At 32.8% G+C, this 26,710-nt stretch carries 24 protein-coding genes; 14 read left to right on the top strand and 10 right to left on the bottom strand.

Annotated features, from left to right (window positions below; genetic code table 11):
• The first annotated feature begins 154 nt into the window (after positions 1-154).
• From parE to OEV82_RS05780, 6 genes are all read left to right on the top strand, one after another.
• A complete protein-coding gene (gene parE, locus OEV82_RS05805) occupies positions 155-2,140 on the top strand; it encodes a DNA topoisomerase IV subunit B (RefSeq protein WP_263061315.1) in 1,986 nt (661 codons plus the stop codon).
• Positions 2,140-4,617 carry a DNA topoisomerase IV subunit A gene (gene parC, locus OEV82_RS05800; RefSeq protein ID WP_173659332.1) on the top strand — a complete coding sequence of 826 codons (2,478 nt, stop codon included), beginning with the start codon at positions 2,140-2,142 and terminating at the stop codon, positions 4,615-4,617. Before parE ends, parC begins: the two co-directional genes overlap by 1 nt.
• Positions 4,618-4,866: 249 nt before the next feature.
• Positions 4,867-5,334, top strand: coding sequence for a CarD family transcriptional regulator (locus OEV82_RS05795; protein WP_173659334.1), 468 nt, complete (start codon positions 4,867-4,869; stop codon positions 5,332-5,334).
• A gap of 184 nt (positions 5,335-5,518) precedes the next feature.
• The gene (locus OEV82_RS05790) at positions 5,519-5,986 is read left to right on the top strand and encodes a staygreen family protein (RefSeq protein WP_263061314.1); all 468 of its coding nucleotides are present in this window, start codon (positions 5,519-5,521) and stop codon (positions 5,984-5,986) included.
• 125 nt (positions 5,987-6,111) lie between these two features.
• Positions 6,112-6,303, top strand: a complete 192-nt coding sequence (locus tag OEV82_RS05785; RefSeq protein ID WP_173659338.1) for a hypothetical protein — start codon at positions 6,112-6,114, stop codon at positions 6,301-6,303.
• Positions 6,304-6,817: 514 nt separating this feature from the next.
• Positions 6,818-7,033: a hypothetical protein gene (locus OEV82_RS05780; protein WP_173659340.1), complete on the top strand. Its 216-nt coding sequence runs from the start codon at positions 6,818-6,820 to the stop codon at positions 7,031-7,033.
• 146 nt (positions 7,034-7,179) lie between these two features.
• Here OEV82_RS05780 and OEV82_RS05775 read toward each other — a convergent pair whose 3' ends face one another.
• The 6 genes from OEV82_RS05775 to OEV82_RS05750 form a co-directional block, all read right to left on the bottom strand.
• Positions 7,180-7,599: a hypothetical protein gene (locus tag OEV82_RS05775; RefSeq protein WP_263061313.1), complete on the bottom strand. Its 420-nt coding sequence runs from the start codon at positions 7,597-7,599 to the stop codon at positions 7,180-7,182.
• A 643-nt stretch (positions 7,600-8,242) separates the two neighbouring features.
• On the bottom strand, positions 8,243-9,124 hold the full coding sequence (locus OEV82_RS05770) for a putative RNA methyltransferase (protein ID WP_263061312.1): 882 nt from the start codon (positions 9,122-9,124) through the stop codon (positions 8,243-8,245).
• Between the two features lie 5 nt (positions 9,125-9,129).
• Positions 9,130-10,371, bottom strand: a complete 1,242-nt coding sequence (locus OEV82_RS05765) for an MFS transporter (protein ID WP_263061311.1) — start codon at positions 10,369-10,371, stop codon at positions 9,130-9,132.
• A 17-nt stretch (positions 10,372-10,388) separates the two neighbouring features.
• A complete protein-coding gene (hflX, locus tag OEV82_RS05760; RefSeq protein WP_173659346.1) occupies positions 10,389-11,675 on the bottom strand; it encodes a GTPase HflX in 1,287 nt (428 codons plus the stop codon).
• Between the two features lie 693 nt (positions 11,676-12,368).
• Positions 12,369-14,210 (bottom strand): SLC13 family permease, encoded by a 1,842-nt coding sequence (locus OEV82_RS05755; RefSeq protein ID WP_263061310.1) that lies wholly within the window; start codon positions 14,208-14,210, stop codon positions 12,369-12,371.
• A 112-nt stretch (positions 14,211-14,322) separates the two neighbouring features.
• Positions 14,323-14,529: a hypothetical protein gene (locus OEV82_RS05750; RefSeq protein ID WP_173659350.1), complete on the bottom strand. Its 207-nt coding sequence runs from the start codon at positions 14,527-14,529 to the stop codon at positions 14,323-14,325.
• Between the two features lie 79 nt (positions 14,530-14,608).
• Between OEV82_RS05750 and OEV82_RS05745 the strand changes: the two genes are divergently transcribed.
• On the top strand, positions 14,609-14,863 hold the full coding sequence (locus OEV82_RS05745) for a DUF1292 domain-containing protein (protein WP_263061309.1): 255 nt from the start codon (positions 14,609-14,611) through the stop codon (positions 14,861-14,863).
• Between the two features lie 635 nt (positions 14,864-15,498).
• Here the strand turns inward: OEV82_RS05745 and OEV82_RS05740 are convergent.
• A complete protein-coding gene (locus tag OEV82_RS05740) occupies positions 15,499-17,112 on the bottom strand; it encodes an acyl-CoA synthetase (RefSeq protein ID WP_173658278.1) in 1,614 nt (537 codons plus the stop codon).
• 151 nt (positions 17,113-17,263) lie between these two features.
• Positions 17,264-19,144: a molecular chaperone HtpG gene (gene htpG, locus OEV82_RS05735; RefSeq protein ID WP_263061308.1), complete on the bottom strand. Its 1,881-nt coding sequence runs from the start codon at positions 19,142-19,144 to the stop codon at positions 17,264-17,266.
• Between the two features lie 316 nt (positions 19,145-19,460).
• Between htpG and OEV82_RS05730 the strand changes: the two genes are divergently transcribed.
• Together OEV82_RS05730 and OEV82_RS05725 are read left to right on the top strand one after the other, a co-directional pair.
• Positions 19,461-20,003, top strand: coding sequence for a phosphatase PAP2 family protein (locus OEV82_RS05730; RefSeq protein ID WP_263061307.1), 543 nt, complete (start codon positions 19,461-19,463; stop codon positions 20,001-20,003).
• Positions 20,004-20,139: 136 nt separating this feature from the next.
• Entirely contained in the window at positions 20,140-20,859 is a 720-nt protein-coding gene (locus tag OEV82_RS05725; RefSeq protein WP_173658683.1) for an NAD-dependent protein deacylase, read from the top strand.
• A 105-nt stretch (positions 20,860-20,964) separates the two neighbouring features.
• On the opposite strand, the gene OEV82_RS05720 is transcribed toward OEV82_RS05725, so the two are convergent.
• Both OEV82_RS05720 and OEV82_RS05715 read right to left on the bottom strand, forming a co-directional pair.
• Positions 20,965-21,282: a hypothetical protein gene (locus tag OEV82_RS05720; protein WP_263061306.1), complete on the bottom strand. Its 318-nt coding sequence runs from the start codon at positions 21,280-21,282 to the stop codon at positions 20,965-20,967.
• Between the two features lie 26 nt (positions 21,283-21,308).
• Positions 21,309-22,583, bottom strand: coding sequence for an MFS transporter (locus OEV82_RS05715; protein ID WP_263061305.1), 1,275 nt, complete (start codon positions 22,581-22,583; stop codon positions 21,309-21,311).
• Between the two features lie 188 nt (positions 22,584-22,771).
• On the opposite strand from OEV82_RS05715, the gene OEV82_RS05710 reads away from it, so the two are divergent.
• The 5 genes from OEV82_RS05710 to cysC are packed head-to-tail and all read left to right on the top strand — an operon-like array spanning position 22,772 to position 26,558.
• Positions 22,772-23,521 carry a phosphosulfolactate synthase gene (locus tag OEV82_RS05710; protein ID WP_173658680.1) on the top strand — a complete coding sequence of 250 codons (750 nt, stop codon included), beginning with the start codon at positions 22,772-22,774 and terminating at the stop codon, positions 23,519-23,521.
• 2 nt (positions 23,522-23,523) lie between these two features.
• Positions 23,524-24,051, top strand: a complete 528-nt coding sequence (locus OEV82_RS05705; protein ID WP_263061304.1) for a histidine phosphatase family protein — start codon at positions 23,524-23,526, stop codon at positions 24,049-24,051.
• Positions 24,052-24,068: 17 nt separating this feature from the next.
• Positions 24,069-24,788: a phosphoadenylyl-sulfate reductase gene (locus OEV82_RS05700; protein ID WP_173658678.1), complete on the top strand. Its 720-nt coding sequence runs from the start codon at positions 24,069-24,071 to the stop codon at positions 24,786-24,788.
• A 16-nt stretch (positions 24,789-24,804) separates the two neighbouring features.
• Complete coding sequence (sat, locus tag OEV82_RS05695; RefSeq protein ID WP_263061303.1) at positions 24,805-25,944, top strand: sulfate adenylyltransferase; 1,140 nt, start codon at positions 24,805-24,807, stop codon at positions 25,942-25,944.
• Positions 25,945-25,955: 11 nt separating this feature from the next.
• Complete coding sequence (gene cysC, locus OEV82_RS05690) at positions 25,956-26,558, top strand: adenylyl-sulfate kinase (RefSeq protein ID WP_263061302.1); 603 nt, start codon at positions 25,956-25,958, stop codon at positions 26,556-26,558.
• Positions 26,559-26,710 lie beyond the last annotated feature (152 nt).

Below are 26,710 nucleotides of genomic sequence, written 5' to 3'. Positions count from 1 at the left end.
GTATGCTGAATGTCAATGCAATGTGGACAAAAGCTGAAATAACAGTTTATAATGAAATGGATACAAACGAACGTTCTATTATTTATTCAAGTCGACAAGGATGTTTGTTTCCTTTATAATTAGCATTACTTTGATAGTTGAAAGGGGAATGGTTGTGGCAAATTTTCAACCAACAGAATATAATGATGATTCTATCCAGGTCCTGGAAGGCCTTGAGGCAGTTCGAAAACGGCCAGGAATGTATATTGGTAGTACGGATGCAAGAGGACTGCATCATTTAGTTTATGAAATTGTCGATAATGCTGTCGATGAAGTTCTTTCTGGATTTGGTGATCACATTATCGTCAAAATACATAAAGATAATAGTATTACTGTCATCGATCATGGTCGAGGAATGCCGGTCGGAATGCATAAATCTGGCAAACCTACACCTGAAGTGATTTTTACAGTATTACATGCTGGCGGGAAATTTGGACAAGGTGGTTATAAAACGAGCGGGGGTCTACATGGTGTAGGCGCATCTGTTGTAAATGCTTTGTCCGAATTTTTAGAGGTTACCATTAAAAGAGATGGTTATATATATAGACAACGGTTTGAAAATGGCGGTAAACCGGTTACAACATTAGAAAAACTAGGAAAAACGAAGGAAACAGGAACGACGATCCATTTTAAACCTGATGCATCAATTTTTTCAACTACGGTTTTTAATTATGAATTGCTAAGTGAAAGATTACAAGAATCTGCATTTTTATTAAAAGGATTAAGAATCGATATAATGGATGAACGCGAAGATAAATCGGCGGTCTTCCAATATGACACAGGACTAGAAGCATTTATAAAATTTTTAAATGAAGATAAAGAGGCGCTTCATCCAGTTGTTAGTTTTGAAGGCAAACAAAATAATATCGAGATTGATTTTGCTTTTCAGTTTCATGATGGTTATTCGGAAAATATGTTATCTTTTGTCAATAACGTTCGGACAAATGATGGCGGAACCCATGAATCAGGTGCAAAATCTGCTATAACGAAAGCATTTAATGAATATGCTCGACAAATGAACTTGTTAAAAGAAAAGGATAAAAATTTAGATGGAGCTGATGTTAGAGAAGGGCTTTCCGCTATTATTTCGGTTCGAATTCCAGAAGAGATTCTTCAATTTGAAGGACAAACGAAAGGGAAACTGGGCACAAGTGAAGCCAGAACTGCTGTTGAATCTTTTGTCATGGAACAGTTATCGTTTTATCTGCAAGAGAATACAGAAATTAGTACGATGCTTGTAAAAAAAGCTATAAAAGCACAGCAAGCACGTGAAGCAGCAAGAAAAGCGAGAGAAGAAGCCAGGTCTGGAAAAAAACGAAAAAGATCAGAAACACTTTTATCAGGTAAACTTACTCCTGCCCAATCGAAAAATCCAAATAAAAATGAACTCTTCTTAGTTGAAGGGGATTCTGCTGGCGGTTCGGCAAAACAAGGAAGAGACCGTCGTTTTCAAGCTGTATTACCTTTAAGAGGTAAAGTAATCAATACAGAAAAAGCAAAACTTGCAGATATTATGAAAAATGAAGAAATAAATACGATTATTTATACAATTGGAGCGGGAGTCGGGGCAGATTTTAATATTGAAGAATCGAATTACGATAAAATTATTATTATGACCGACGCGGATACGGACGGTGCGCATATTCAAATTTTGCTATTAACGTTTTTCTATCGATATATGAGACCGTTAATTGAAGCAGGTAAAGTCTATATTGCTATGCCTCCTTTATATAAAATAAGTAAAGGTAGTGGAAAAAAAGAACAAATTAAATATGCTTGGACCGATGAAGAATTACAGCAAGTCCTTAAACAATTTGGCAAAGGCTATGTCATTCAAAGATATAAAGGGTTAGGTGAAATGAATGCTGAACAATTGTGGGAGACAACAATGAACCCGGAAACAAGAACATTAATTCGCGTTCGAATTGATGATTTTACTCGTGCAGATCGGCGAATCACGACATTAATGGGTGATAAAGTAGAACCGCGTCGAAAATGGATTGAATCGAATGTGGATTTTGGTATGGAGGAAGAAGGAAGTATATTAGACAATCAAAACTTCCAAATTGAGCAGTTTAATGCAAATGAGGTGAACGAATAATGTCTGCAAAAAAAGAAGAACATTTAATTGAAATGCCTCTGGAAGATGTATTTGGTGATCGATTCGGTCGCTATAGTAAATATATTATCCAAGATCGTGCACTACCTGATGCAAGAGATGGGCTAAAGCCTGTACAACGTCGTATCTTATATGCGATGCATATTGCTGGTAATACGTCTGAAAAGCCTTTCCGTAAATCAGCTAAAACTGTTGGTAATGTAATCGGTAACTATCACCCACATGGTGATTCATCAGTATACGAAGCGATGGTTCGACTCAGTCAAGATTGGAAAATGCGCAATGTTTTAATCGAAATGCATGGAAATAACGGTAGCATAGACGGTGATTCTCCTGCAGCTATGCGTTATACAGAGGCAAGACTTTCTAATATTAGTACGGAACTATTGCGTGACATTGAAAAAGAGACCGTTGATTGGGTTCCAAACTTTGATGATACCGAAGAAGAACCTGTGGTTTTACCAGCACGTTTACCTAATTTGTTATTAAATGGTTCAACAGGCATTTCCGCTGGATACGCAACGGATATTCCTCCTCATAATTTAGGAGAAGTGATTGATGGAGCGATTTACCGTATGCAACATCCCAACTCCACGGTTGATGATTTAATGAAAATTATTAAAGGTCCTGACTTTCCAACTGGTGCAATTATCCAAGGAATTGATGGGATTAAGAAGGCTTATGAAACCGGTCGCGGTAAAATCATTATCCGTGGTAAAGCAGAAATCGAAAAAATGCGTGGGGGAAGGGAACAAATTGTTATTTCCGAAATTCCTTATGATGTTAACAAGGCACAAATGGTAAAGAAAATTGATGAAATCCGAATAGACAAAAAGGTCGAAGGAATTTCTGAAGTTCGTGATGAAACAGATCGGACAGGGTTACGGGTTGTTGTTGAGTTAAAAAAGAATGCTGATAGTATAGGAATTTTAAACTATTTATATAAAAATACGGATCTTCAAGTAACATATAATTTTAATATGGTTGCGATTTACAATCGTCGTCCAAAATTAATGAATCTTCTAAATCTACTAGATGCTTATATTGCTCATCAAAAGGATGTAGTAACGAAACGTTCACAATATGAATTACGGAAAGCAAAAGAAAGATTACATATTGTTGAAGGGTTAATTCAAGCCATTTCCATTCTTGATGATGTGATTGCTACGATTCGCGCTTCTAAAGATAAACGGGACGCCAAAAACAATTTAATTGAGAAATATGAATTTACAGAAGCACAGGCGGAAGCAATCGTTTCCTTGCAACTTTATCGTCTTACCAATACAGACATTACTCAATTACAAAAGGAATTAGATGAATTAAATAAATTAGTAGCTGAACTAAATGAGGTTTTGGCTAGTGAAGCGAAATTGGAAAAAGTAATTATAAAAGAATTGAGAGAAATTAAGAAAAAATATGCAGACGAAAGACGGTCAAAAATTGAGGAAAAGGTATCAGAACTAAAAATTAGTATTGAAACGCTTGTTGCAAGTGAAGATGTGATTGTAACGGTTACGAAAGATGGCTATGTAAAAAGAACTAGTTTACGTTCTTATAGTGCTTCAAGTATTGATGACTATAGTATGAAAGAAACTGACTATTTACTTGCATCTTATGAAATGAATACGATGGATGTAGTGCTGTTATTTACAAATAAAGGAAATTATCTATATATACCTGTTCATGAATTGCCAGATAAACGTTGGAAAGATATGGGACAACATATCTCCACATTACGTTCGATTGAAAGTGAAGAACAGATTATTTCGATTATACCAGTAAAGGATTTTGAAAAACCGAAGTATTTATTCTTTGTAACGAAACATGGGATGGTAAAGAAATCTGAATTACGTTTATATCAAGCACAACGCTATACGAAACCGTTAATCGCAATGAATTTAAAACCGGATGATGTGCTTCTCGATGTTCATCTCATTGACGGTCATGAAGAAATATTTTTGAGTACTTATCTAGGTTATGGGCTACGTTTTCTCAGTGAGGAAGTAAATCCAATCGGCGTTCGTGCAGCAGGTGTTAAAGGAATTAATCTTAAAGATGACGATTATGTGACTGCTGGAAAAATAATTATAGACCCAATAAATGAGTCAATTGTGTTAGCGACACAACGTGGTTCAGTGAAACGTATGGCTATAGAAGAATTCGATATTTTATCGCGAGCAAAACGCGGCTTACTTATGTTACGCGAACTGAAAGCAAACCCTCACCGGACGATCGGTTTTGTTATTGCAAAAGAGGATGAAACAATTGAAATAATATCTCAAAAAGAGATGAGGGAACAAATTGAGGTAAGAAGTTTAAGAAAAAATGATCGTTACTCCAATGGATCATTCTTTATTGATGAAGAAGAAGCGGGAAGTGTGATAAAAATTCACAAATTGATAGAAGAACCGGTTAAACTAGAAATGGAAAAAGGCATTGATCATCGTGATACAGAATAACCATTTATAAAATTCTGATGATAAAGCTGGCAAAAGTAGAATGAACAATTCTAAGTTCTGACTTTTGTCAGCTTTTTTTATCAATTATTCGGTTATTCGGTAAACAACGACAATTGGATTATTGTTAGTTTGAACTTTTGTAAAATATTTTTCGGTTGACAAATTTAGTAAAAAATAGTATATTAATATATTTTGTTCAAATTCTAATAATGTGTTATAATATAATTATTAACGCTAGGAGGGATACGATTGTTTAAAGTTGGTGAAAAAGTTTTTTATCCTATGAACGGTGTTGGAATTGTTGAGGCAATCGAAGAAAAAGAAGTGCTTGGAAAAGTACAAACCTACTACTTGATTCAAATACCAGCTAGTAATATGAATGTCATGATACCTGTTGATAAAGCTGCAAAATTAGGCTTAAGACCGATTACCGATAAAAATACTTTACAACAAATTTTATCAGAATTACCGTATAAAGATATTGATATCGATGTTCCGTGGAAGGACAAATATCAATTGATCATGGAAAAAATTAAAGGTGGAGACATAAAAGACAATTGCTTAATTTATAAATATTTAATGGAAAAAAATAAAGAAAAACCTCTAAACGCAAACGAAAAATCACTATTAACAAAAGTACATGGATTTTTAATAAAAGAAATTAGTATGAGTCAGAACATTAGTGAAACTGAAGCAGAAAAGTTACTTCTTGTTTAGTACAAGAAATTAAATAGTTGAAATCAATCACTATTATAAATAAAAGATTTTCCGAATCCTTAGGTTGAACAACTGGTTTAACCTTATTTTTTTTGCCCGAAGTTTCTGTTCCGTGTCAAAACTGAGTAATTTTACATATAATATAATACTAATCATCTATATTGATACGGAAAGGGGTAATGGGATGAAAAATTTGGAGTTATCTAACATTAGTATTACGATATTACCTCCAGCAACAGCCTCACGCCCTGTGGATGGAAGACGATATACCCTCATCCATACAAAACATTCAAATGATTTACACCTTTCAATCGGAGATCGTTTTGATAATCATAAGTATTCGGAAGAAGATCGTAAAATTTTAGCATTTTGGACATATCAATCTGGTTTTTATTTAATAACTGTTACGATGAATCTAGACGATCATCTTGATGGAATGACTGTAGAAGAACGGAACGACAAGATCGAAAAGTATTTAACCATTATCGTTTTAGGCGATATAAAATTTTATAAAGATTTTCCGTGGTTGTTAGATGCACCGATTTATGTAAAGGTTGATTCCGATTTAGAGCAATATAAACAGCCGAAATACTTCAGTACACCTAGAAAATTGTTATTAAAGTATAAAAGATCATCTAGTTTATTTGTATAACATGCATATGAACGTAACGATATATTATAACCTTCAGATTTCTACTGAAGGTTGATATTTTTAATTTGATATCAGTAATTGCTTTTGATCACATATAAAGGGTCGCACCAAAAAGGATCTTTCAGATGGCGAAAAAAGTTTATGGTGGCATTTTAGGATTGCAAGAAGTAGTTAAAAAAGAATGGTGTGATCAGTATTCATGTTGCTATAAAGAACTGTTCAAACCGACTAAAAAAGCATTCTATAACGTTTGTAGAAGACTGTTATTACCTGGCGTCAAACGAATGTATGTTCGTAATCTATTGGAATCGATTTGAGTTGTTAGAGAGGAATATTCTAAATAATAACATTATGTAAACTAAGCAAAATAAAACAATTAGTTATATGTTACATACATTATGAAGCAGTTAAGCGAACTTAAACTTAAATAGAATAAAAATTTTGTCCATACGGATAGAAATTTAGAAAAAGAGAGATAAGATATATAAAAAGAAATCCAGAATCAAAATTAAAATTTATGATTCTTTGAGATCGTTTTAATTTTAATAAAAATTGTTTTATTAAAATAGATTATAATTCATATCTGTGTAAATTTCTTTCATCTCAAAATATCAAGTATACTTCATTAATGAGAAAATTTTATTCTTTCTTTATTCCACTTCCTATAATTTATGTTATGTTAACTAAAAAATAAATTAAAATATCTAAAGCTTCTTAATCCCTTTCCCCTTTTGTTTAAGTAAAAATAGCATTATTTATTGTGTCAATTATTTTGCCTCTCGCATATCATATGTTGTTCATGAAATGAATTATTTTGCTGGAGGAGTCACGATGAAGGTTTTTCATTTTTATATTGGGAAAGAAATTGTACTAAGTCAGTTTTTAGCCAATGCACCATCTGTTGGTGAAGCGATTAAAATTAAAGGTCGTAAAGGAAAAATTCTCCAAGTAAGTGAAATTGATGATCGAACTGTAGCTGTGATGGTTGAATTGGATAAAGTGAAAAAACGGAGCACTTCCTCCCTAAACTCTAAACGGAAAAGATAGAATAACAATCTTCCCGTGATAAACTAATATTTTTTTGTCGTTATTGAGCGAAGCGGATTTAAAGATATGACCTTAAGCCATATGAACATCTAGTCATTTGCAAGGCTTAAGGTTAAATTATTCTTTCGTTTTTTACAGCTCCACTTTCAATTGAGCATTCGATTACCGATTGAATTCAAAAAGTAGAATATGACCGAAGATAAAAAACTAATGAAAAAATAAATAATTAATAGCAATAGGTTAAAATGATTGTCAAAAATAAAGTTGAAAGCTAATGCTAATATGATACCGCTATATAGTTGAAATTTGATAATATTTAACCGACTTAATTTGTACTTTAAGTTTAAACCATCAATAAAAAAACTAATTGGAAAAAACCAAATAATAAACAAAGGTAATAAGTAAAGAAAAATTCCGAGTAATCCATCAAGAAAGTGAATGAGTAAATGGTTTTCTGCATTCCCTAAAGGTATAATAATCAAATTAAAAAGAAGACTGGCTCCAAAACAGGTGACGATTGCAATTAAAATTTTTTCTATATAATATGAGATTTTACGAAATTTCATAGCCATCTTCCTTTTCATTCAAATAATCGTAATCTAAGCTTAGAACAAAATTTATATATCTACAAGATTACAAAAATCGTTTGCGCACTTCAGGTTTTGGAACGATGCATGTCTTCTTTTTTCCAAACCATTTATAACGGTTATTTGCTATAAATTGATACATTGTTTCAATTACGATTAACCGATTTAGTTTCTCTGAAACATCATATCTTTTTAATAACTTTTGTCCTCTCTCACTTTTTAATGATGCAAAGGAAAAATAAAATAATGGCTCCCACTCTCGAACCTTCTTTCTAAAAACCTATTTTCGTGCATTTTTAGTATCTGGTCTTTCTTAATCCCTGAATTAAGCAAATAAAATTACACCGAATAATAATATTATGTAAACTAATTGATTATTGTCCTCTTCCCCTTTCTTATTAACATTAAATATAAAAAATAACTTTATATAATCATTTTGATTTCTTTAGTTTTAAACTTTCCCACTATTCAATTCTTCCTTCAATCTTGTCATACCTATACTTTACTAATCATATAATTAAAAAATTATGAATATATTTACAGAATATTATATTTTTTAAAAAAATACAACCAAAAACCCCCCAATACGAGGAAAAGATCTTACGTATTGGGGGAATGTAAATTATACTTTACTACCTATTAAAATATCAACGTCAACGGTAATCTTCGCTGAACCTTTTCTTAAAAACTGGTCAATTTTGTTTTCATCTATACCCCATGTTAATGGGGTCATCATTACAAGTGCTTTTATTGCATCTTTATTTAGTGTTACCATATATTTTACAGTTTCCTGATGTAACAGTTGCGTTCTTTCTTTAAAATGACGAATGATATCATCATTTGAATACAATTGTTTTTCTGAATCGTTATAAAAGAATGTCCTTACTTCTTTTAAATAATCACTCCTTGGGACAACTTTAATAAGGATGCCATCATCATGAAGTATACGGTTAAACTCTTGATAATTCGATGGTGATAAAATATTTAAAATAACATGAAATGATTTGTCTCGAAAAGGAGTATTTGCCAAATCAGCTACACACCAAACAAGTTTTGGATAATATTTGGCTGCAACTAATATTCCTTCCTTTGCTATATCAATACCAACTCCATTTACATCTTTACCAGCATCAACTAATAATTTTCGAATCTTTGCTAAATGAGAGCCGTCACCACTACCTGTGTCTAAAATCGTTAGTTTGTTTTGATTTGTATAGGTTTCAATAAACTCATAAATTTTTGAAATTACGGGTTCGAAAAATGAGTGTTCCCCCATTAAATATTTGCGTGATTCAAATAATTGTTTATCATACTTCGTTTTTGTCGGAGTTATAAGTAAATTTAAATATCCTTGTCTTGCTAAATCAAAACTATGATTTTTTGAACATTTAATACTTTTTAATTCCGCAACATACATAGAACTGCCACATATTGGACATTGAAAAATATTCACATAACTCTCCACTAATGTTGCACTTTGTTCTCGTTTTGACAACTTCTCCACCTCAATTAAGATTCTGATACTGGCTTCCCAGCTTCGACTAACATTTTATTTCTAATAAAAGGAATTGTTCCGAAGAACATGACAAGTCCTGTACCAATTAGCAGCCATTCAATTTTAATATAATCTGAAATTGGTCCGAATATTAACATTCCTAAAGGCATCATTGATGTTGAAATCATATTCATTACACCAAATACTCGACCTAAATAATCGCCGTCTACTTTTTCTTGTAAAAGGGTCATTGCTGGAGTATTTAATATCGGCATAGATATACCGGCAATTCCCATTAATAGTAAGTAGATCCAAAAGAATGGAACGATACCGAGTGCAAACGTACAGAAGCCAAACACAAATAATGAAAATCCAATAGTGTGAATTTTGTTTTTAAAACCACCCCATGAAGCAATCACAATACCACCAAGTATCATGCCAATAGCAAAAGCCATTTCAATTGCGGTTAATCGCCACACATCTTCACCAAAGCTTCTGGCAACTTGCAATGGGGTTAAAAAAGAAACGGGTGCTAGCAAAATAAAGAATATAGCTAAAAAGGCAAATAGTTGTTTTAAAAAAGCGTGATTTTTAATGTAAGTTAGGCCGAGTTTCATGTCGGCAAAATAACTAATTTTTTGGATTTCTTTTGCTTTTTCATGTGCTGGTATTCGTAGAAATAATATTAACACACTAATTGCCAATATAGCAGTGATGACATCAATAAAAAATATCATCTCAATCGTTGTTATCGAATATAAGGCACCACTTACCATTGGTGAAATTAAGGTAACGACTGCTTGAATACTCCCATTTGCACCATTAACTTTAGTTAATTTATCTTTAGGAATAAATTGCGGTAATATGGCTCCGATTGCGGGTCCTTGAATACCGGCTCCTAATGCTCGTATAGCTGAAACTAAAAATAATGGCCACATCGCTTCGTATCCAGAGAGAAAAAGAATAGCAAGGAATAACGTTACCGCAGCAATTATACCGTCGGCTACAATGATTAAAAACTTTCGATTATATCGATCTGCCCACACTCCACCAAATGGCGACAAAATGAATGTTGGGATAAAACCACATATAATATAGATCGTCATCATAATCCCTGATTGAGATTGTAATGTAATATACCAGAGTATGGCATATTGTACGAGTGATGAGCCAAAAAGGGAAAGTGTTTGACTTCCAAGGAAAATAACTGCGTTACGTTTCCATTTGGACATTAATTTTCCATCGGTTGTATTCATTAATTCACTTCCTCTATTTATATTTCGTTTTCTCCGATCTTTATCACAAATTCTTTATATTTTTCTAAGTCCTTTTGTTTACATTCCATTATTATTTTTGTACCGTTTTCCTCATAAGTTGTATCTTTAATATGCGCTACTTCATTGAAGTAAGATACGATATGACCTAAATGATATGGAATAAGCATTTCACATTGGATGTAATCTGTGAAAATAGATTGACAGATTAATTTTGCTAGCTCGTCAATTCCTTTGTTTTGTTTTGCAGATAGATAGATACGATTATCTTCAATTTTTGGATATGAAATACGAGCTAAATCCGCTTTATTATAAGCAAAAATTACTGGGATGTCAGTTACACCAATTTCAGTTAATGTCTCGTTAGTTACTTCAATAATCTTTTCATAATTAGGGTTTGCAATATCGACGACATGAATTAATAAATCCGCTTCCCTTACTTCTTCTAATGTCGAGCGAAAAGCTTTAACTAAATGATGTGGCAACTTACTTACAAAACCAACAGTGTCTGCCAGTAAAAATTGTTTATTATCTGGAAGAGATATTTGTCTGACTGTTGTATCTAATGTTGCAAATAACATATCTCTTTCAAATACTTTCTTTTTTGAATACGGATTATACTTGTCAATCATTGCATTCATAATCGTAGATTTACCGGCGTTCGTATATCCGACTAATGAAACAACTGGGAATTGATTTTTCTTCCGCTTTTTCCGTTGCGTTTCCCTTTGTTTTACAAGTTGATTCAACTCTTTTGATAGTTCTGCTATTTTCGTTTCAATTTTTCTACGATCTAGTTCAAGTTTTGTTTCACCGGCACCACGGTTTTTTAAACCCGCACCACCACCTTGTCTTCCCATTGAAACTCCTTGACCAACTAGCCGGGGAAGCATATATTTTAATTGAGCTATTTCCACTTGAAGTTTAGCTTCTTTTGTTTTTGCACGACTGGCAAAAATATCAAGAATTAACATTGTACGGTCAATTACTTTTGCTTCCGCCTCATCTTCCAATACTTGAATTTGTGAAGGTGACAGCTCGTCATTAAAAATGACTATTTCAGCTTGAACTTCATCAATTAATGTTTTCAATTCCTCCAGTTTTCCCCTACCAATATAATGGGCTTTATTAACTTTATCCAATTTTTGTGTTAGTTCACTTACCACATCATAATTGCAAGCGTAAGCAAGCTCATGTAGTTCCTGCATCGATTCGGTAAACTCGTCATCGTTACTGTTGTTGATATGAACTCCAACCACAACCGCTTTTTTCCTTACTTCCATCATTACAAACCATTCTCCTTTCAATAGCTAAAATATATGGGATTTTCTTGTGTCCTCCTTTTAAAGAGCAAAAAAATACACAGGCTTCTGCCTGTGCGATCGTTTGTAAATGGAAGTATATGATTCCCGTATAACATGAGTTACAAACATATTGTGAAAAGAACATAATAAATTTTTCATTCTATGCAATTTGTTAAAAAGCAAGAATGAAAGCGATTTGTATAATTTTATTCTTATCACAAAAAGAAGCAGGCGAAAATGCCTCCTTCACAGAAAACCGATATAAGGGCTTCCTAAAAAGGACAGACTACTCCCATCTACTCTGCATGCACAAACAGAGCCTTTGAACGTATTAAGTTCATTGTTCAAAGATTAGAAGCGTAGTCTGATTGAATGCACTAGGAAAACCCTCCTTTTATTAATTAATTGTAATATAGCATAAAAAATCTGGTCGATCAATAATATTTACTGACTTTATAAAATTGCAAGAAATAAATTCAGATCTTCTTTAAATTTGTAACTTCAACTGTATTATGTAATAGCCCTGCTACGATTAGAACTTCAAAATATCCTTCCGTACAGATGTCCACAGAAATTGGATGAATAATGATCGAAATGATCGTTATTTTTCAATATTGGCCATTATGTCCATCGTGTATCCACTCCAACCTATAAATTCCTTTCTTCTTTTTATTTTTAAAACGGAAAAAGAATAGGAATGATAATCACCATAACTACAGACATGATTAAAGTCAATGGTAAACCGACCTTGAAAAAGTCCATAAATTTATAATTTCCTGCGGTCATAACTAAAGCATTTGTTGGTGAAGAAAATGGTGTAGAAAAAGCCATACATGCTGCGACTCCTACTCCTATTAACATTGGATAGGGACTAACGCCCATTTCAATAGCTGCTTTCATTGCAATAGGTGCAAATAATACAGTAGTTGCTGTATTACTCATAATTTGACCGAAAATCGTAGCGGCAATATATAGTCCACCTAACACTCCGATTGGCCCAATGCCTCCTAAAAGAGCGATGATTCCATTAGAAATTAAAGTCATTCCCCCTGTATTTTCCAACGCCGTTGACCAAGGTAACATGGCGCCAATTAAAATAACAGATTGCCAATTAATTTGGCCGTAAGCATCGTCCATATTCCGTAAACACCCTGTTAAGACCATTAAAATTGCCGCGATAATAACAGAGACGACCGTAGGAAAAACATTAAAAATCATTAAGGTTACCATTAAAAGTAAAATGCCAGCTGCTACCGGAGCCTTTCCGCTCGCTGTTGCTTGAGAGGCAATTTCTGCAGGTTTCCCGACAACAACGACATCACTTGTGTCATTTGATAAAAATTCTATATCTTCCCACGAACCTTGTACTAACAGTGCATCGCCAAATCGGAGTCGTACGTCAGAAATATTTTCTGAGATAAATTTTCCTTTCCGATTTATACCAACGATATTTAAATTATATTTTTTGCGAAAGCTGGATTCAGATACTGTCTTATTTATTAATGTAGAATTTGGTTGTAATAATACTTCAACGACTCCAATTTTATTTGATACTAATTTTTCGTTTTCATCATGTTTTTGAATTTCTAAGTCAAAATCTACCGCGAATTTCGCAATTTGTTTCGGTGTTCCTTGCAAATATAAAATATCATTCGCTTCAATCTTACTGTTTGGTCCGGCCATCTCTTGATGAAGCGAACTTGGCAATAAATGTAAACCTTCATTCATTTTTCTTTCAATTTTCAAAACAACGAGGTGATAGTCAGTTGTTAATTTCAATTCTTTCAGTTTTTTATTAACAATCGATGATTGTTCTGGTACAAAAATCCGATGTATGTTTTCGGATAATTGATATTGTTGAATTAATGTGTTCGGCGTTAATCTTTTTTTATTTGATAATTGCTTTTGATAATCCTTAGGCATTAGCGAATTACGTACGAGCAATAAGTACGTAATACCAATGATAAATGCGATTATACCGATTGGCGTTATGCTAAAAAATCTAAGTCCTTCATAACCATTCGCCTCTAATGTTTGGTTAACTAAAAGATTGGTAGGAGTTGAAATAAGTGTCATAAATCCAGATAAATTAGCTGCAAATGCTAGTGGGATTAAAAACTTCGACGTACTCATTTTCATACTCATAGCAATTCCAATGACAATCGGTAACATAATTGCAACAGTGCCGGTATTGCTAATGAATGATCCCACAATTGCTACAACGATCATTAACAATATAAATAATTTTGTTTCATTATTCCCTGAAAAGCGTAATATAAATTGACTTCCTTTTTGTGCTAACCCTGTACGAAGAATACCACCGCCGACAACAAATAAACCAGCCAACATAATTACGGTTGAATTAGCAAACCCGGCTAAAGCTTCTTCTGTACTTATGATACCAAATAGAACTAATGCTAATAAGGATAATAATGCAACGAAATCCGCTCGTATTTTACCGCTAATAAATAATAGAATCGTGATGATTAAAATCAAAAATGTTATGGTCATTTCCATTTAACGCATCCTTTACTGCTAATATTGACTATAATCGATATTATTGTACCAGATATTTACAGCAATTCATGATATTCATTATGATAAATTTGTCACGAACTATTTTTAGTTATTATTTTTTCTTATTTTTGTATCTTTTTTCATGAAAATCAAGAATAAAATTTAATCCTGTTGGCATACTACTGAAAAATGCAGCAAGGATCCCTATATAAAAGAATTGCCAATTATTTGTAAAAATAGATATAAATAAGAATATGACAGGAATGCCTATACAAATTAAGCTAAATACAACAAAGGCTGCTTTCATAGGACTTTTCAATCTATCACCCCCATTAAATTATATTAGATTAAACATTTTTTGTGTGAAGTAAGCAGATTCCATAATAGGAGGAACTTTTATGGTGATAAAATTAAGAGATTCAGTAACTATTATTGATGAGAAAGGTGAGGAAACTGAATTTTTTATTGAAGCGTTGTTTGATGTGGATGATGAATCCTTTGCTCTCATCCGTAAAGAAGACAATTCAATGTTCCTTACAAAAATAGAAGAAGATCAAGGAGAACAATATTTAGTACCTGTAAGTGATCCAAATAAAAGTTCAAATATACTTGATGCTTATCAAATTGCCGTGGAGGAAAATCCGGCTGAATAAAGGATGCGTTGGCATCGTACCACCTTTTCTTTTTTATTTTGGAAAGTACTGGTGCTAAAATAACGCTCTTTCAAAATGTTTTGAGGATGGATTTCATGTCCCACAATAATAATTACTAGAGCTCGAACCGTCATATCAGTTTTGTTAATATTTCACCAATAAGCCCCTACATCTTCTCTTAGTGTTTTTAAGCAGCCAATTGTTACTATCCGTACATTGTTAAAATCCGTTAATATTTGTTAAATCGTAACAGTCAAACTTTATTTCTTTTACAAATTCGTCTTGATTGTGCCCAGAAAGTTTTGCTTTTTCACCACGGGACACGGGATATACATTCTGTATCTGAATATGGCCGATCACTTTTTTAACATTCCACTTTCCTTGTCTATAACAAAAATTTGCTTGTTGTACGGTAGTATTTTTTAGTAGTTTATAAGTTTCATTGACATGTTGTAATAACTTTTCATGATTTTTAATTAGGAGTAAATTCAACTTATGGAGAATAATATGCAGCATATTCTTTTTGTTTTAGGTTTTGCCATTATGTAAACATTCTTTTTACGAAATAATCTAAACATTTGTAGTGTTTTATCATAAATAAAAGGGACTGTTTAGCACTCAGTCCCCGCCTTATGCTAGTATGATTGTTCTGCTATATTTTTATAAATCTCTCTCAACTCTCTTTTTAAAACCTTACCACTTGGATTTTTTGGTAATTCATGGGTAAAGACTATATATTTCGGTTGTTTAAATTTAGATAAATGCTTTTGGCAATAAGCAAAAACATCATCTTTAGTCAATATAGAACCCTCTTTCGGGACAATAATTGCAGTCACCGCTTCTATCCAATATGAATCTGGTACACCGATTACAGCTACTTCAGAAACACCATTGATTTGATAAATTGCTTCTTCAACCTCACGACTTGAAACATTCACTCCACCGGTTTTTATCATATCTTTTTTTCGATCTACTATTGTAATATAACCTTCCTCATCCATATAACCTAAATCACCACTATGCATCCATCCCCCTTTAAATGCCTCTTTGGTCTTTTCTGGATCATGTAAATAACCTTTCATAGCATGTGGTGTTCGATGTACGATCTCTCCTATTTTTCCACGTGGGACTTCTTTTCCATTCTCATCGACGATAATTGTTTGGACATTTAAACTTGGCTTTCCAGCCGAACCTAATTTCCGTAATTGATCTTCTGGGGATAAAATGGTTCCTAACGGTGCGATTTCGGTCTGCCCATAGAAGTTCCAAAACTTTGCTTGGGGCAATCTTTCCATTAGTTCTTTTAAAATTTCCTTTGGCATAATCGCTGCTCCGTAATAACATTTTCTTAAGGACGATAAATCTCGTTTTACAAAATCCGGATGTCTCAGTAAACTAATCCAAACGGTTGGGGGACAAAATAATTGTGTTGCTTTTTCCTTTTCTATTGTTTCTAAAATTATCTTTGGATTTGCTCCTTCAAGAATGATTCCACTTGAACCTAAATAAATACTTGGACCTAAAAAACAATGGAGTTGGGCGCTATGATAGAAAGGCAATGCATGTATACATACATCATCTTCTGCCATGCCACCGCTTACAATACAGCTTACATACTCACTAATAATACTATCGTGGGTTAACATGACACCTTTTGGACGCGATTCAGTTCCACTTGTATAAAGAACATGGGCTACATCTTCATTATCTATATCATTATCAACAAAATCTGCTGGTTGACCTTGACGTGCAACGGATAAAGGTGTCCAATCAGTTAATTTATCATTAAAGCTTTCATCTATAAGAACATCCATTAAAAATCGTGATTTTATTGCTAAACCACTTGCAGCTTGATCAAGTGTGTTAACACATTCTATCGAGGAAATAAGTCCACTGACTTTAGCATGATTTAAAATATAGGTGACGTCTTCCACATTAAGCATGAAGTTAATCGGCACCATAACCGCTCCAATTCGAGCTAAGGCAAATTCACTAATCACAAAGTCGAGACTGTTTTTTGACATGATAGCGATCATATCGCCTTTATTTATACCATGATCTAAAAATGCATGGGCTGTTTGATTTACAAGGTCATCTAATTCTGCGTATGTAAGTCTATTTTCTTTGTAAGCGATCGCAAATTTGTTAGGCAAGCGTGCCCGTGTTCGAGCCAAAATATCACCTAAAGTATTTCTGCGGACTTTTTTTAACATAATATTAAATCCTTGTAAGTTTAGATCTGCGCCCATTTTATAATCCCCCCTTATTTATTGTTATAAAAATCAAAATATTTATAATTTTATTATAATAGTTCGTGTTATGTTTTACAATTTTTAATAGCTGAAAAATAAAAAACTGTTCTGTACTGGAAGAATCAGTACAGAACAGTTTACCTGCAAATTATACCATCACTTTACACATATCATTTGTGAACTCTACCGGATCTTCAATTGGTAAACCTTCAATAAGTAATGCTTGATTAAATAATAGTTTTGTATAAAGTTCTAATTTCTCTTTATCATTTATATAGGCATTTTTAAGGGCTTGAAAGACCTCGTGGTTTGTATTAATTTCTAATACCTTGTCTGCCTTCAAACCTTGGTTATTTGGCATCGCGTTTAACACTTTTTCCATTTCAATTGTAATGTCCCCTTCCGTAGATAAACATACTGGATGGGTTTTTAAACGGTTTGATGCTATTACTTTCTTAACTTTATTTTCTAGTACTTTTGCCATATGTTCAAATAAACCTTTATTTTCTTTTTCTTCATCTTCTATTTGTTGTTTTTCATCAGAAGATTCAATCCCTAAATTACGATCTGAAACAGATTTAAATTCTTTATCTTTATATTTCATTAACATTTTTATAGCAAATTCATCCACGTCTTCTGTAAAGTAAAGAATCTCAAATCCTTTATCGGCAACTAACTCAGTCTGTGGCAACTTCTCAATCCGCTCTATCGAGTCACCTGTAGCATAATAAATATATTTTTGCTCCTCTGGCATTCGAGACACATATTCATCTAATGTAACAAGTTTTCTCTCTTTAGAAGAATAAAACATAATTAAGTCTTGTAAATCTTCTTTATGTGCCCCGAAATCATTGTAAACGCCATATTTTAGAACACGTCCAAAGGCATCATAGAACTTTTCATATTTTTCACGTTCGTTTTTTAATAGGTTTAGCAGTTCCCGTTTAATTTTATTTTTAATATTTTTCGCTATAACTTTTAGTTGTCGATCTTGTTGTAACATTTCGCGTGAAATATTTAAGGAAAGATCCGGTGAATCGACAAGTCCTTTTACGAAGCTAAAATGGTCAGGTAGTAAGTCAGCACATTTTTCCATAATGAGGACGCCATTTGAATAAAGTTCCAATCCTTTTTCATAATCAGTTGTGTAAAAATTAAAAGGAGCCATTTCCGGTATATATAAAATAGCGTCGTAACGGATTGTTCCATCAACTTTGATGTGTAAATGTTTTAATGGTTTATCGAAACCAAAATGTTTTTCATTATAGAAGTTTTCATAATCCTCGTCTTTGAGCTCACTTTTATTTTTCTTCCAAATTGGAACCATGCTGTTTAAGGTTTCTACTTCTTTATAATCAACATATTCATTACTGTCTTCTTCTTTCGGTTTACGTTTTGTAACTTCCATTTTTATCGGATAACGGATAAAGTCGGAATACTTTTTAACGATTTCTTTTATGCGCCATTCTTCTAAAAACTCATCGTAATTATCCTGATCCGTATTCTCTTTTAAAGTTAAAATAATATCTGTTCCAACATTGTTTTTTTCGGATTTTTCAATTGTATAACCATCAATTCCTGAAGATTCCCATTTATATGCGTCATCGCTATTTAAAGATTTACTTAATACAGTAACTTTTTTTGCGACCATAAACGCAGCATAAAATCCTACACCAAATTGACCAATAATATCAAACCCGTCTTTTATTTCATTTTCCTTTTTAAAGGCTAATGAACCACTTTTGGCAATCGTACCAAGGTTAGACTCTAACTCTTCTTTTGTCATTCCGATTCCGGTATCACTAATGGTTAATGTCCGATCATCTTTATTTGGTGTAATGGTTATGTAATAGTCGTCTTTGTTAAAGGAAAGAGAGTCATCGGTTAAGCTTTTATAATAAATTTTATCAATTGCATCACTAGCATTAGAAATTAATTCACGTAAAAAAACTTCTTTTTTCGTATAAATGGAGTTAATCATCATTTCTAGAAGTCTTTTCGATTCGGCATGAAATTCTTTTTTCTCCATGAAGCACACTCCCTCCAATAAATCTTTCTATTTTTGAAAATGAAATTAGCACTCTTTTTCTTTGAGTGCTAATTTTCCAATAAAATTATAAACAAAAAGGTTTTATTATGTCAATTTTTACTATAAACAATCGATTATGTTGCTTATAGATCTCATTCAATCGTTCCTTCTCCTAAAGTTTAACATGCAAATAGGTACTACTTCACTTTCATACATTTGTTATTTAAATTGTAATAAATGATCCATAAATTTTAAAATTAAATTATCCTTTTCATAATCATTATTGTTTATATTTATATTGAAGGGAGGAAAAGTCATGCGCTATGTCTACGTAATACAACAAATTGAATTAAAGCTATTCTATACTATCAATCGAAATTATAATAAAAAAATGGCAAATCGATATTTCAGTTTTATTACTCACCTTGGTGGAGCTATGTTTATGATCATTGCCGTATCTTTAATGTTAATAATGTCGAATGGATCGCTTCAACTAACCGCTAAAGCAAGTGCTATCTCTTTAACGATAAGTCATATCATAGTTCAATTAGTAAAACGGTTTTTCCCTAGGAAAAGACCGTACGTTGTATTGAATGAAATTTATGTAACGAATAAACCATTAAAGGATCCATCATTTCCGTCTGGTCATTCAACTGCGATCTTTTCTGTCTTTATTCCGTTTGTATTATATAGTCCTACATTATTGTTTTCTACACTTTTACTTTTTCTAGCCTTTAGTGTTGCCATATCAAGAATTGTTCTAGGACTTCATTACCCTTCTGATGTTTTAGTTGGGATTTTATTAGGCAGTTTAACAGGATATATAACATATGCACTTGTGAAGCAAATTTTTTTATAAGTTTAATCAAGTTTCTTTTTCATTTTAATGTATTCATCCTTTCAATATAAACGCTTCTGTCATTAGCATTTCAACGTTAACAAAACAATCGTATAATATATATATATAGATAATTTGATATTGGTAGGAGGCAAATATGTTACAAAATTGGCTGAAGGAATCTAAATACACAGTTGTATTTACAGGAGCTGGGATGTCGACAGAAAGTGGTTTGCCAGACTTTCGTTCGTCAAACAATGGGTTGTGGCGCAAGAAAAATCCAAGTAAGATTGCTTCAACAGAAGCATTAAACGAAAATGTCCAAGAATTTATTGAGTTTTACAAAGAACGAGTACTAGGTGTGAAACAATATGGGCCTCATAAAGGACATTTCATTTTAGCAAAATGGGAGAAAGCTGGGATTATTCAATCAATTATAACTCAAAATGTAGATGGGTTCCATACAGAAGCGGGAAGTAAGCAAGTTGCAGAATTACATGGGACGTTACAAAAGTTTCATTGTCAAAGTTGTAAGAAAGAAGTCGATAGCGAAACTTTTGTAAAACAACAATTCTGTCAGTGTGGAGGTGTATTACGGCCGAATATTGTCTTATTCGGTGAAATGCTACCTCAAGAAGCATTCCAAAAGGCATTAATGGAATCCGAAAAAGCGGAACTCTTTATTGTACTTGGTTCTTCTCTATCTGTTACTCCCGCAAACCAGTTTCCACTTATCGCCAAACAAAATGGCGCAAAATTAGTTATTGTGAATTTGGAGCCAACTGAATTTGATTCATTTGCCGATGAAGTAATTCATAATCGAAAAATAGGTGATTTATTAGAGGAGCTAGATCATAAAATTAAGGCTAATGAATAATTAGCTTCCCAAATTGTATAATGAATCAATAAAAAACAAAGCAGTGATACAAATTAATTGATTTGATCACTGCTTTGTGCATGCATGCTGAATTGTCAATGTGCTTTATTCCTGCTGTTTTTGTTTATCTTTTTTGTCATCTTCTTCCGTATTGATACTAATCTTTTTACACCCGACATAAAGACAAGAATATACTTCTAACTCCGGATGGGCACTTGCAATTCCTTTTATATAAGGTTGAACAATGCTTCGGAAATTTTCTGTAACCCCTTCTTCCTCAACAATTCCATATACATAAATTTTCTTCTCATCGAACATAAAGGCAACGTTTCCGACTGCTTTTTCTTTCGAATCTACAACATTTAATATTTGAAAAGATTGGTGCATCACTTCCGGAGAAAAAAAGATTTCCAATTGATTCACTCCTCCAACTTTTTTTATTATGAATATTACGTTAACTGTAACTTTTCAAATAAGCTATCTATCTGTTTCGTTTTTTTCTTATCTTCTTTTCCTTCCCCGCTCTTTTTCACCTTAATAAATAACATACAAAGTATTGCAACAACTAATGTCAAACCTGCAGTTGTTAAGAACATGCCGGTTGTTGACCAATTCATAAGTGAACTATATAGTGGTGGGCCGAATGCGACTCCTAAAAAGCGAACAGATCCATAAATAGATGTAACAAATCCACGTTTTTCAGTTGACACTGATCCAGTAATTAAACTATTAATACATGGCAATGCTAACCCCGTACCTATACTTGAAACAATAAGGATAGAAAAAAACGGTATCAATTTTTTATCAAAGAAAATGAGGCATGAAAATGATAGTGTCATTAAAATTAATCCTAATACGATTAATCTTTTCATTAAAAATAAATTTTTCCCAATTTTACTTCCAGTAATTAAAGATGTTGTAGTCATAAATAATAATGGAACAGCTAATATCCCGCCCTTTAAAATACCATCAATGCTGTAATTTGTTTCTAATACTTCTGAAATGTAAAAAAGAATCCCAAAAAGTGTAAATAAACAAGTAGCACCGCTTAAGTATGCGATAGAAAGCCACTTGCCTTCTGTACGAAAAACGGTACCTAAGCCTTTAAAATATTGTTTGATCGTCGTTTCTTTGTTCGGTTCTTTCTCCTCTTTTATGAAGAAGATGGTCAACATGATGGATATGAAACAGAAGATTGGGAAAGCAAAAAATGCTGCATACCAAAAAAGAAGAGCTAATAAAGAACCTATAATCGGACTAATGACCTTTCCAAATCCATTTGATGCTTCAACAATGCCGAGAACTTTACTTTGTTCTCCTCCTTTAAATAAATCTCCTGTTAGTGCCATCGCCATTGATGTTGTCCCTGCTGCCCCTATACCCTGCATAATTCTTCCGATTAAAATCCAAATAAAAGTTTGGTTAGGTGCAAACCAAGCTGCTGCTATACCGGCAAGCAACCCTCCTAAACCATATAACGTTAAAGCAGGAATAACAACGGATTTTCTTGTGAATCGGTCTGATAAATAACCTAAAATTGGGATTGTTATTGCAGCTGCAATGGAAAATGCAGTGATGACTAAACTAGATTGAAATTCAGTGATATGTAATTTTTCTTTTAGATCCGGTAATATCGGAACTAACATTGAATTTCCTAATACTAAAATTAATGGAATTGATCCAATTGCGGCAATCGTAAGCCCTTTATGTTTTTGTTTGGTCAAAGGGATTCCTCCTGAGTGAAAATATACTGATTACAAATTTATTTTTTGAATGTAAAACCAAGTTATACTATAGAAATATTTCCATATCACAATTAGGTGTTTGCCTATTTTTGCTTAAAATAATTGTAATTCTACACAAATGCCTAATTATTGAATAATTTATCTTTAGAAATGCGAGGTGGTTGGCAGTGAATTTTTTAACATTACCAAAAAGAACAACTGGTGTACGAAAATTCGGCATTACGTCCATTATAGATTTAGGATTAACGATTGATCAGTTATCTTCGATACTAAAAGATTATAGTGAACTTATCGATTTTGCGAAAATCGGCATTGGTACTGCTTATATTACACCGAACTTATCGGAAAAAATTCGACTTTATCAAAATCATAATGTCATACCTTATTTTGGCGGAACGTTATTTGAAAAATGTTACCATCAAAATAAACTAGCTGAATTTGTAGATTTTTTACATTCACAAAAAGTGGATTGGATCGAAATTTCTTGTGGCACTATTGACATTCCATTAGAAGAAAGAATAAACATCATAAAAAATTTGAAACATGAATTTAATGTTTTAGCAGAAGTAGGTTCAAAAGATTCAAACAAAGCACTATCAACAGAAGATTGGATCAATGAAATGTATTCACTGCTCGATGCAGGTAGCCAATATTGCATTACTGAGGGCCGCCAATCTGGTACAGCCGGTATTTATCAAACGAACGGTCAAGTAAGGATGGATGTGTTTCAAGAACTTACAAGCAATGTAAATATAAATCGAATTATTTTTGAAGCACCAACAGCAAAGCAGCAAATGTTTTTCATTAATCAAATTGGTGCAAATGTAAATCTAGGTAATGTAAAACCTGAGGATGTTCTCATATTGGAAGCGGAGCGCTGTGGATTACGAAGTGAAACATTTTTTTTGGAGGATTAAAAATGCAAGTAACTCTAATTCGACATTTACCAACGCAATGGAATCAAAATCAAAAATTACAAGGAAAACAAAATATTCCAATATTACCGATATCAAAATCATTGCAACTTGAAATTGAAAAAAATAAAGAAAAATTAAATACTCTCCTACCGCCTACAGTTATTTTATCCAGTACTTTAGTAAGAACACAACAGACTGCAGAAGCCTATGGGTTTCAACCAGAAACTGATAGCTTGTTAAATGAATTAGACTTCGGTAGATACGAAGGGAAATTGAAACAACAGTTAATAAAAGATGCTGGGGAACTTTGGATTCATGATCCAAAAAATTCTATTTTAGGTCAACAAATTACAGATTTAGAAAGAAGAATTAAATTGTTTTTACAAAAATATAAAAATCAACAACATGTGCTCATATTTGGACATGGATCTTGGATACGAGCCTTCCTTTCGTATGTACAAACAGGTTCAGTTGACTACATGAACCAAATTAATTTGCTAAACAATGAGTTGAATACGATTGTGATCTAGGTTTAGGAGGGAACTGAATGTCTCAAATATTATATGAAACATGGGATGATAAGAAAGTATCATCTATTTTAAAGCAATTACCTGATTATTTAGATGTTTTAAAATGGGCGTATAAAGAATATGGTGATCGAATTGTTTATTCTTGTAGTTTTGGTGCAGAAGGTATCGTCTTAATTGATTTAATTAGCAAAGTAAAACAAAATGCCAAAGTCGTCTTTTTAGATACTGGATTACATTTTAATGAAACTTACAAATTAATTGATCAAATCAAATGTCTCTACCCAAATCTGCAAATAGAATTGATAAAACCAAATTTAACTCTTCATGAACAAGCGAAAAAATTTGGTAATGCTCTTTGGGAAACTAATCCTAACCTTTGTTGTAAACTACGAAAAATAGACCCGTTAGAAAAAGTATTACAAGATTATGATGCATGGATATCAGGTCTAAGAAGGGAACAGACCGTTTCTAGGAGAAATACCGAATATATTAATAAAGATAATCGATTTAAAAAAATAAAAATTTGTCCTTTGATCCACTGGACTTGGGACGATGTATTAACTTATCTTCGATTAAATCATTTGCCATACAATCCATTGCATGATCAAGGTTATCCAAGTATAGGATGTGCTACTTGTACACGTCCAGTAAAAGATAATGAAGATTGGCGGGCCGGTAGATGGGCTGGCCAAACGAAAATAGAGTGCGGATTACATTTGGAAAGTGAAAGTATATAAGATTGGAGGTATAATCATGAGTTTAAGTGTACCTCATGGTGGAAAATTAATCCAACAAATCAATTACCATTATAATCCTAATATGGACAATTTAGTTGTACATTTAACATCACAAGAACTAAGTGACCTAGAACTCATTGCTAATGGTGCATACAGTCCTTTAACTGGATTTATGGATGAGAAAGAATATCATTCAGTTGTTGAATCAATGCGTTTGCCGAATAACCTTCCGTGGTCCCTCCCAATTACACTTGCTGTTGATAAAAAAACTGCCAATAAGATTGAACGTAAGGATACTGTAAATTTAGCTTTTAATAACGAAATTTATGGTGTAATGTCAGTGACTGATATTTTTAAGCCGAATAAAAAGAAAGAAGCCCTTTACGTTTATCAAACAGAAGATTTAAATCATCCGGGGGTAAAAAAACTATTTAACAGAGATGATTTTTATATTGCAGGTCCTGTGACATTGATAAAAAAAATACCCAAAAAAAAATTTATGGAGTTTTACTTAGATCCACATGAAACTAGAGAAATGTTCTCTAAGTTAGGCTGGAATACAGTCGTTGGCTTCCAAACCCGTAATCCAATCCATCGTGCTCATGAATATATACAAAAATCTGCTTTAGAAATAGTAGACGGCTTATTTCTCAATCCTCTTGTTGGTGAAACCAAGCCGGACGATATTCCAAGTGAAATCCGTATGGAAAGTTATTTAGTCTTACTAGAAAAATATTACCCAAAAAACAGAGTTTTATTATCTGTTTTTCCAGCTGCCATGCGTTACGCTGGTCCTCGTGAAGCTATTTTTCATGCACTTGTGAGAAAAAATTATGGCTGTACCCATTTTATAGTTGGCCGAGACCATGCTGGTGTCGGGAATTACTATGGAACTTATGATGCACAAAAAATATTTTCTCACTTTACTAAAGAAGAACTTGGTATCGAACCATTATTTTTTGAGCATAGTTTTTATTGTAGAAAATGTGAGAATATGGCTTCTTCCAAAACTTGTCCCCATCATGAAAACGACCGTATAATGCTCTCAGGTACTAAGGTACGTACAATGTTAAAAGAAGGTGTTAAACCGCCTAAGGAATTTAGTCGTCCAGAAGTCATTCACGTTTTAATGAAAGGACTTAAACAAAAAGTTTAAGGAGTCAACCGATGAAAGCAAAAAATCATATTATTTGGCACGAGCATTCTATAAGTAAAAAAGATCGTCACCTAAAAAATGGTCATAAAAGTTGTGTTTTATGGTTTACAGGTTTATCAGGATCTGGCAAGTCAACTTTAGCCAATGCAATTGATGCTTATTTATTCGAAAAAGGTTTTCAAAGTTATGTTCTTGATGGAGATAATATTCGTCACGGACTTAATAAAGATTTAGGTTTTACTATATCAGATCGGAAAGAAAATATTCGAAGAATTGGTGAAGTAGCAAAATTATTTGTTGATAGCGGAACGATAGTATCAACAGCTTTTATTTCTCCATTTGAAGAAGATCGCATGGAAGTTCGAAAATTGTTTTCCAAAGATGAATTTATAGAAGTTTATGTCTATTGTCCATTTGAAATTTGTGTTAAACGTGACCCAAAAAGTTTATATAAAAAAGCCATCAACGGAGAGATCAAACATTTTACTGGTCTTACTTCTCCTTATGAAGAACCTAAAAATCCTGATATTATAATTGACACAAACTCCCATTCACTTGAAAAATGTGTTCAAATCATCATTAATCATTTAAAATTTAAAAAGATCCTTAATTAGGATCTTACAGCTTGTAGACAAAGTCCCTAAACTAGTGGCCAAATCTACAGGCTTTTTTTGTATAATAGGGATAGAATTCTTGGTTAACGGGGGAAATTTAGGATGTTATCGAAGCGTACAGACAATAATCGAAATCAATTGGAAATGGTGGC

Source organism: Pallidibacillus thermolactis (assembly GCF_025660415.1).
GTDB classification, from domain to species: domain Bacteria; phylum Bacillota; class Bacilli; order Bacillales; family Caldibacillaceae; genus Pallidibacillus; species Pallidibacillus thermolactis.
The sequence above is the reverse complement of the archived record's forward strand: the minus strand, read 5'-3'. Positions and strand labels throughout refer to the sequence as shown.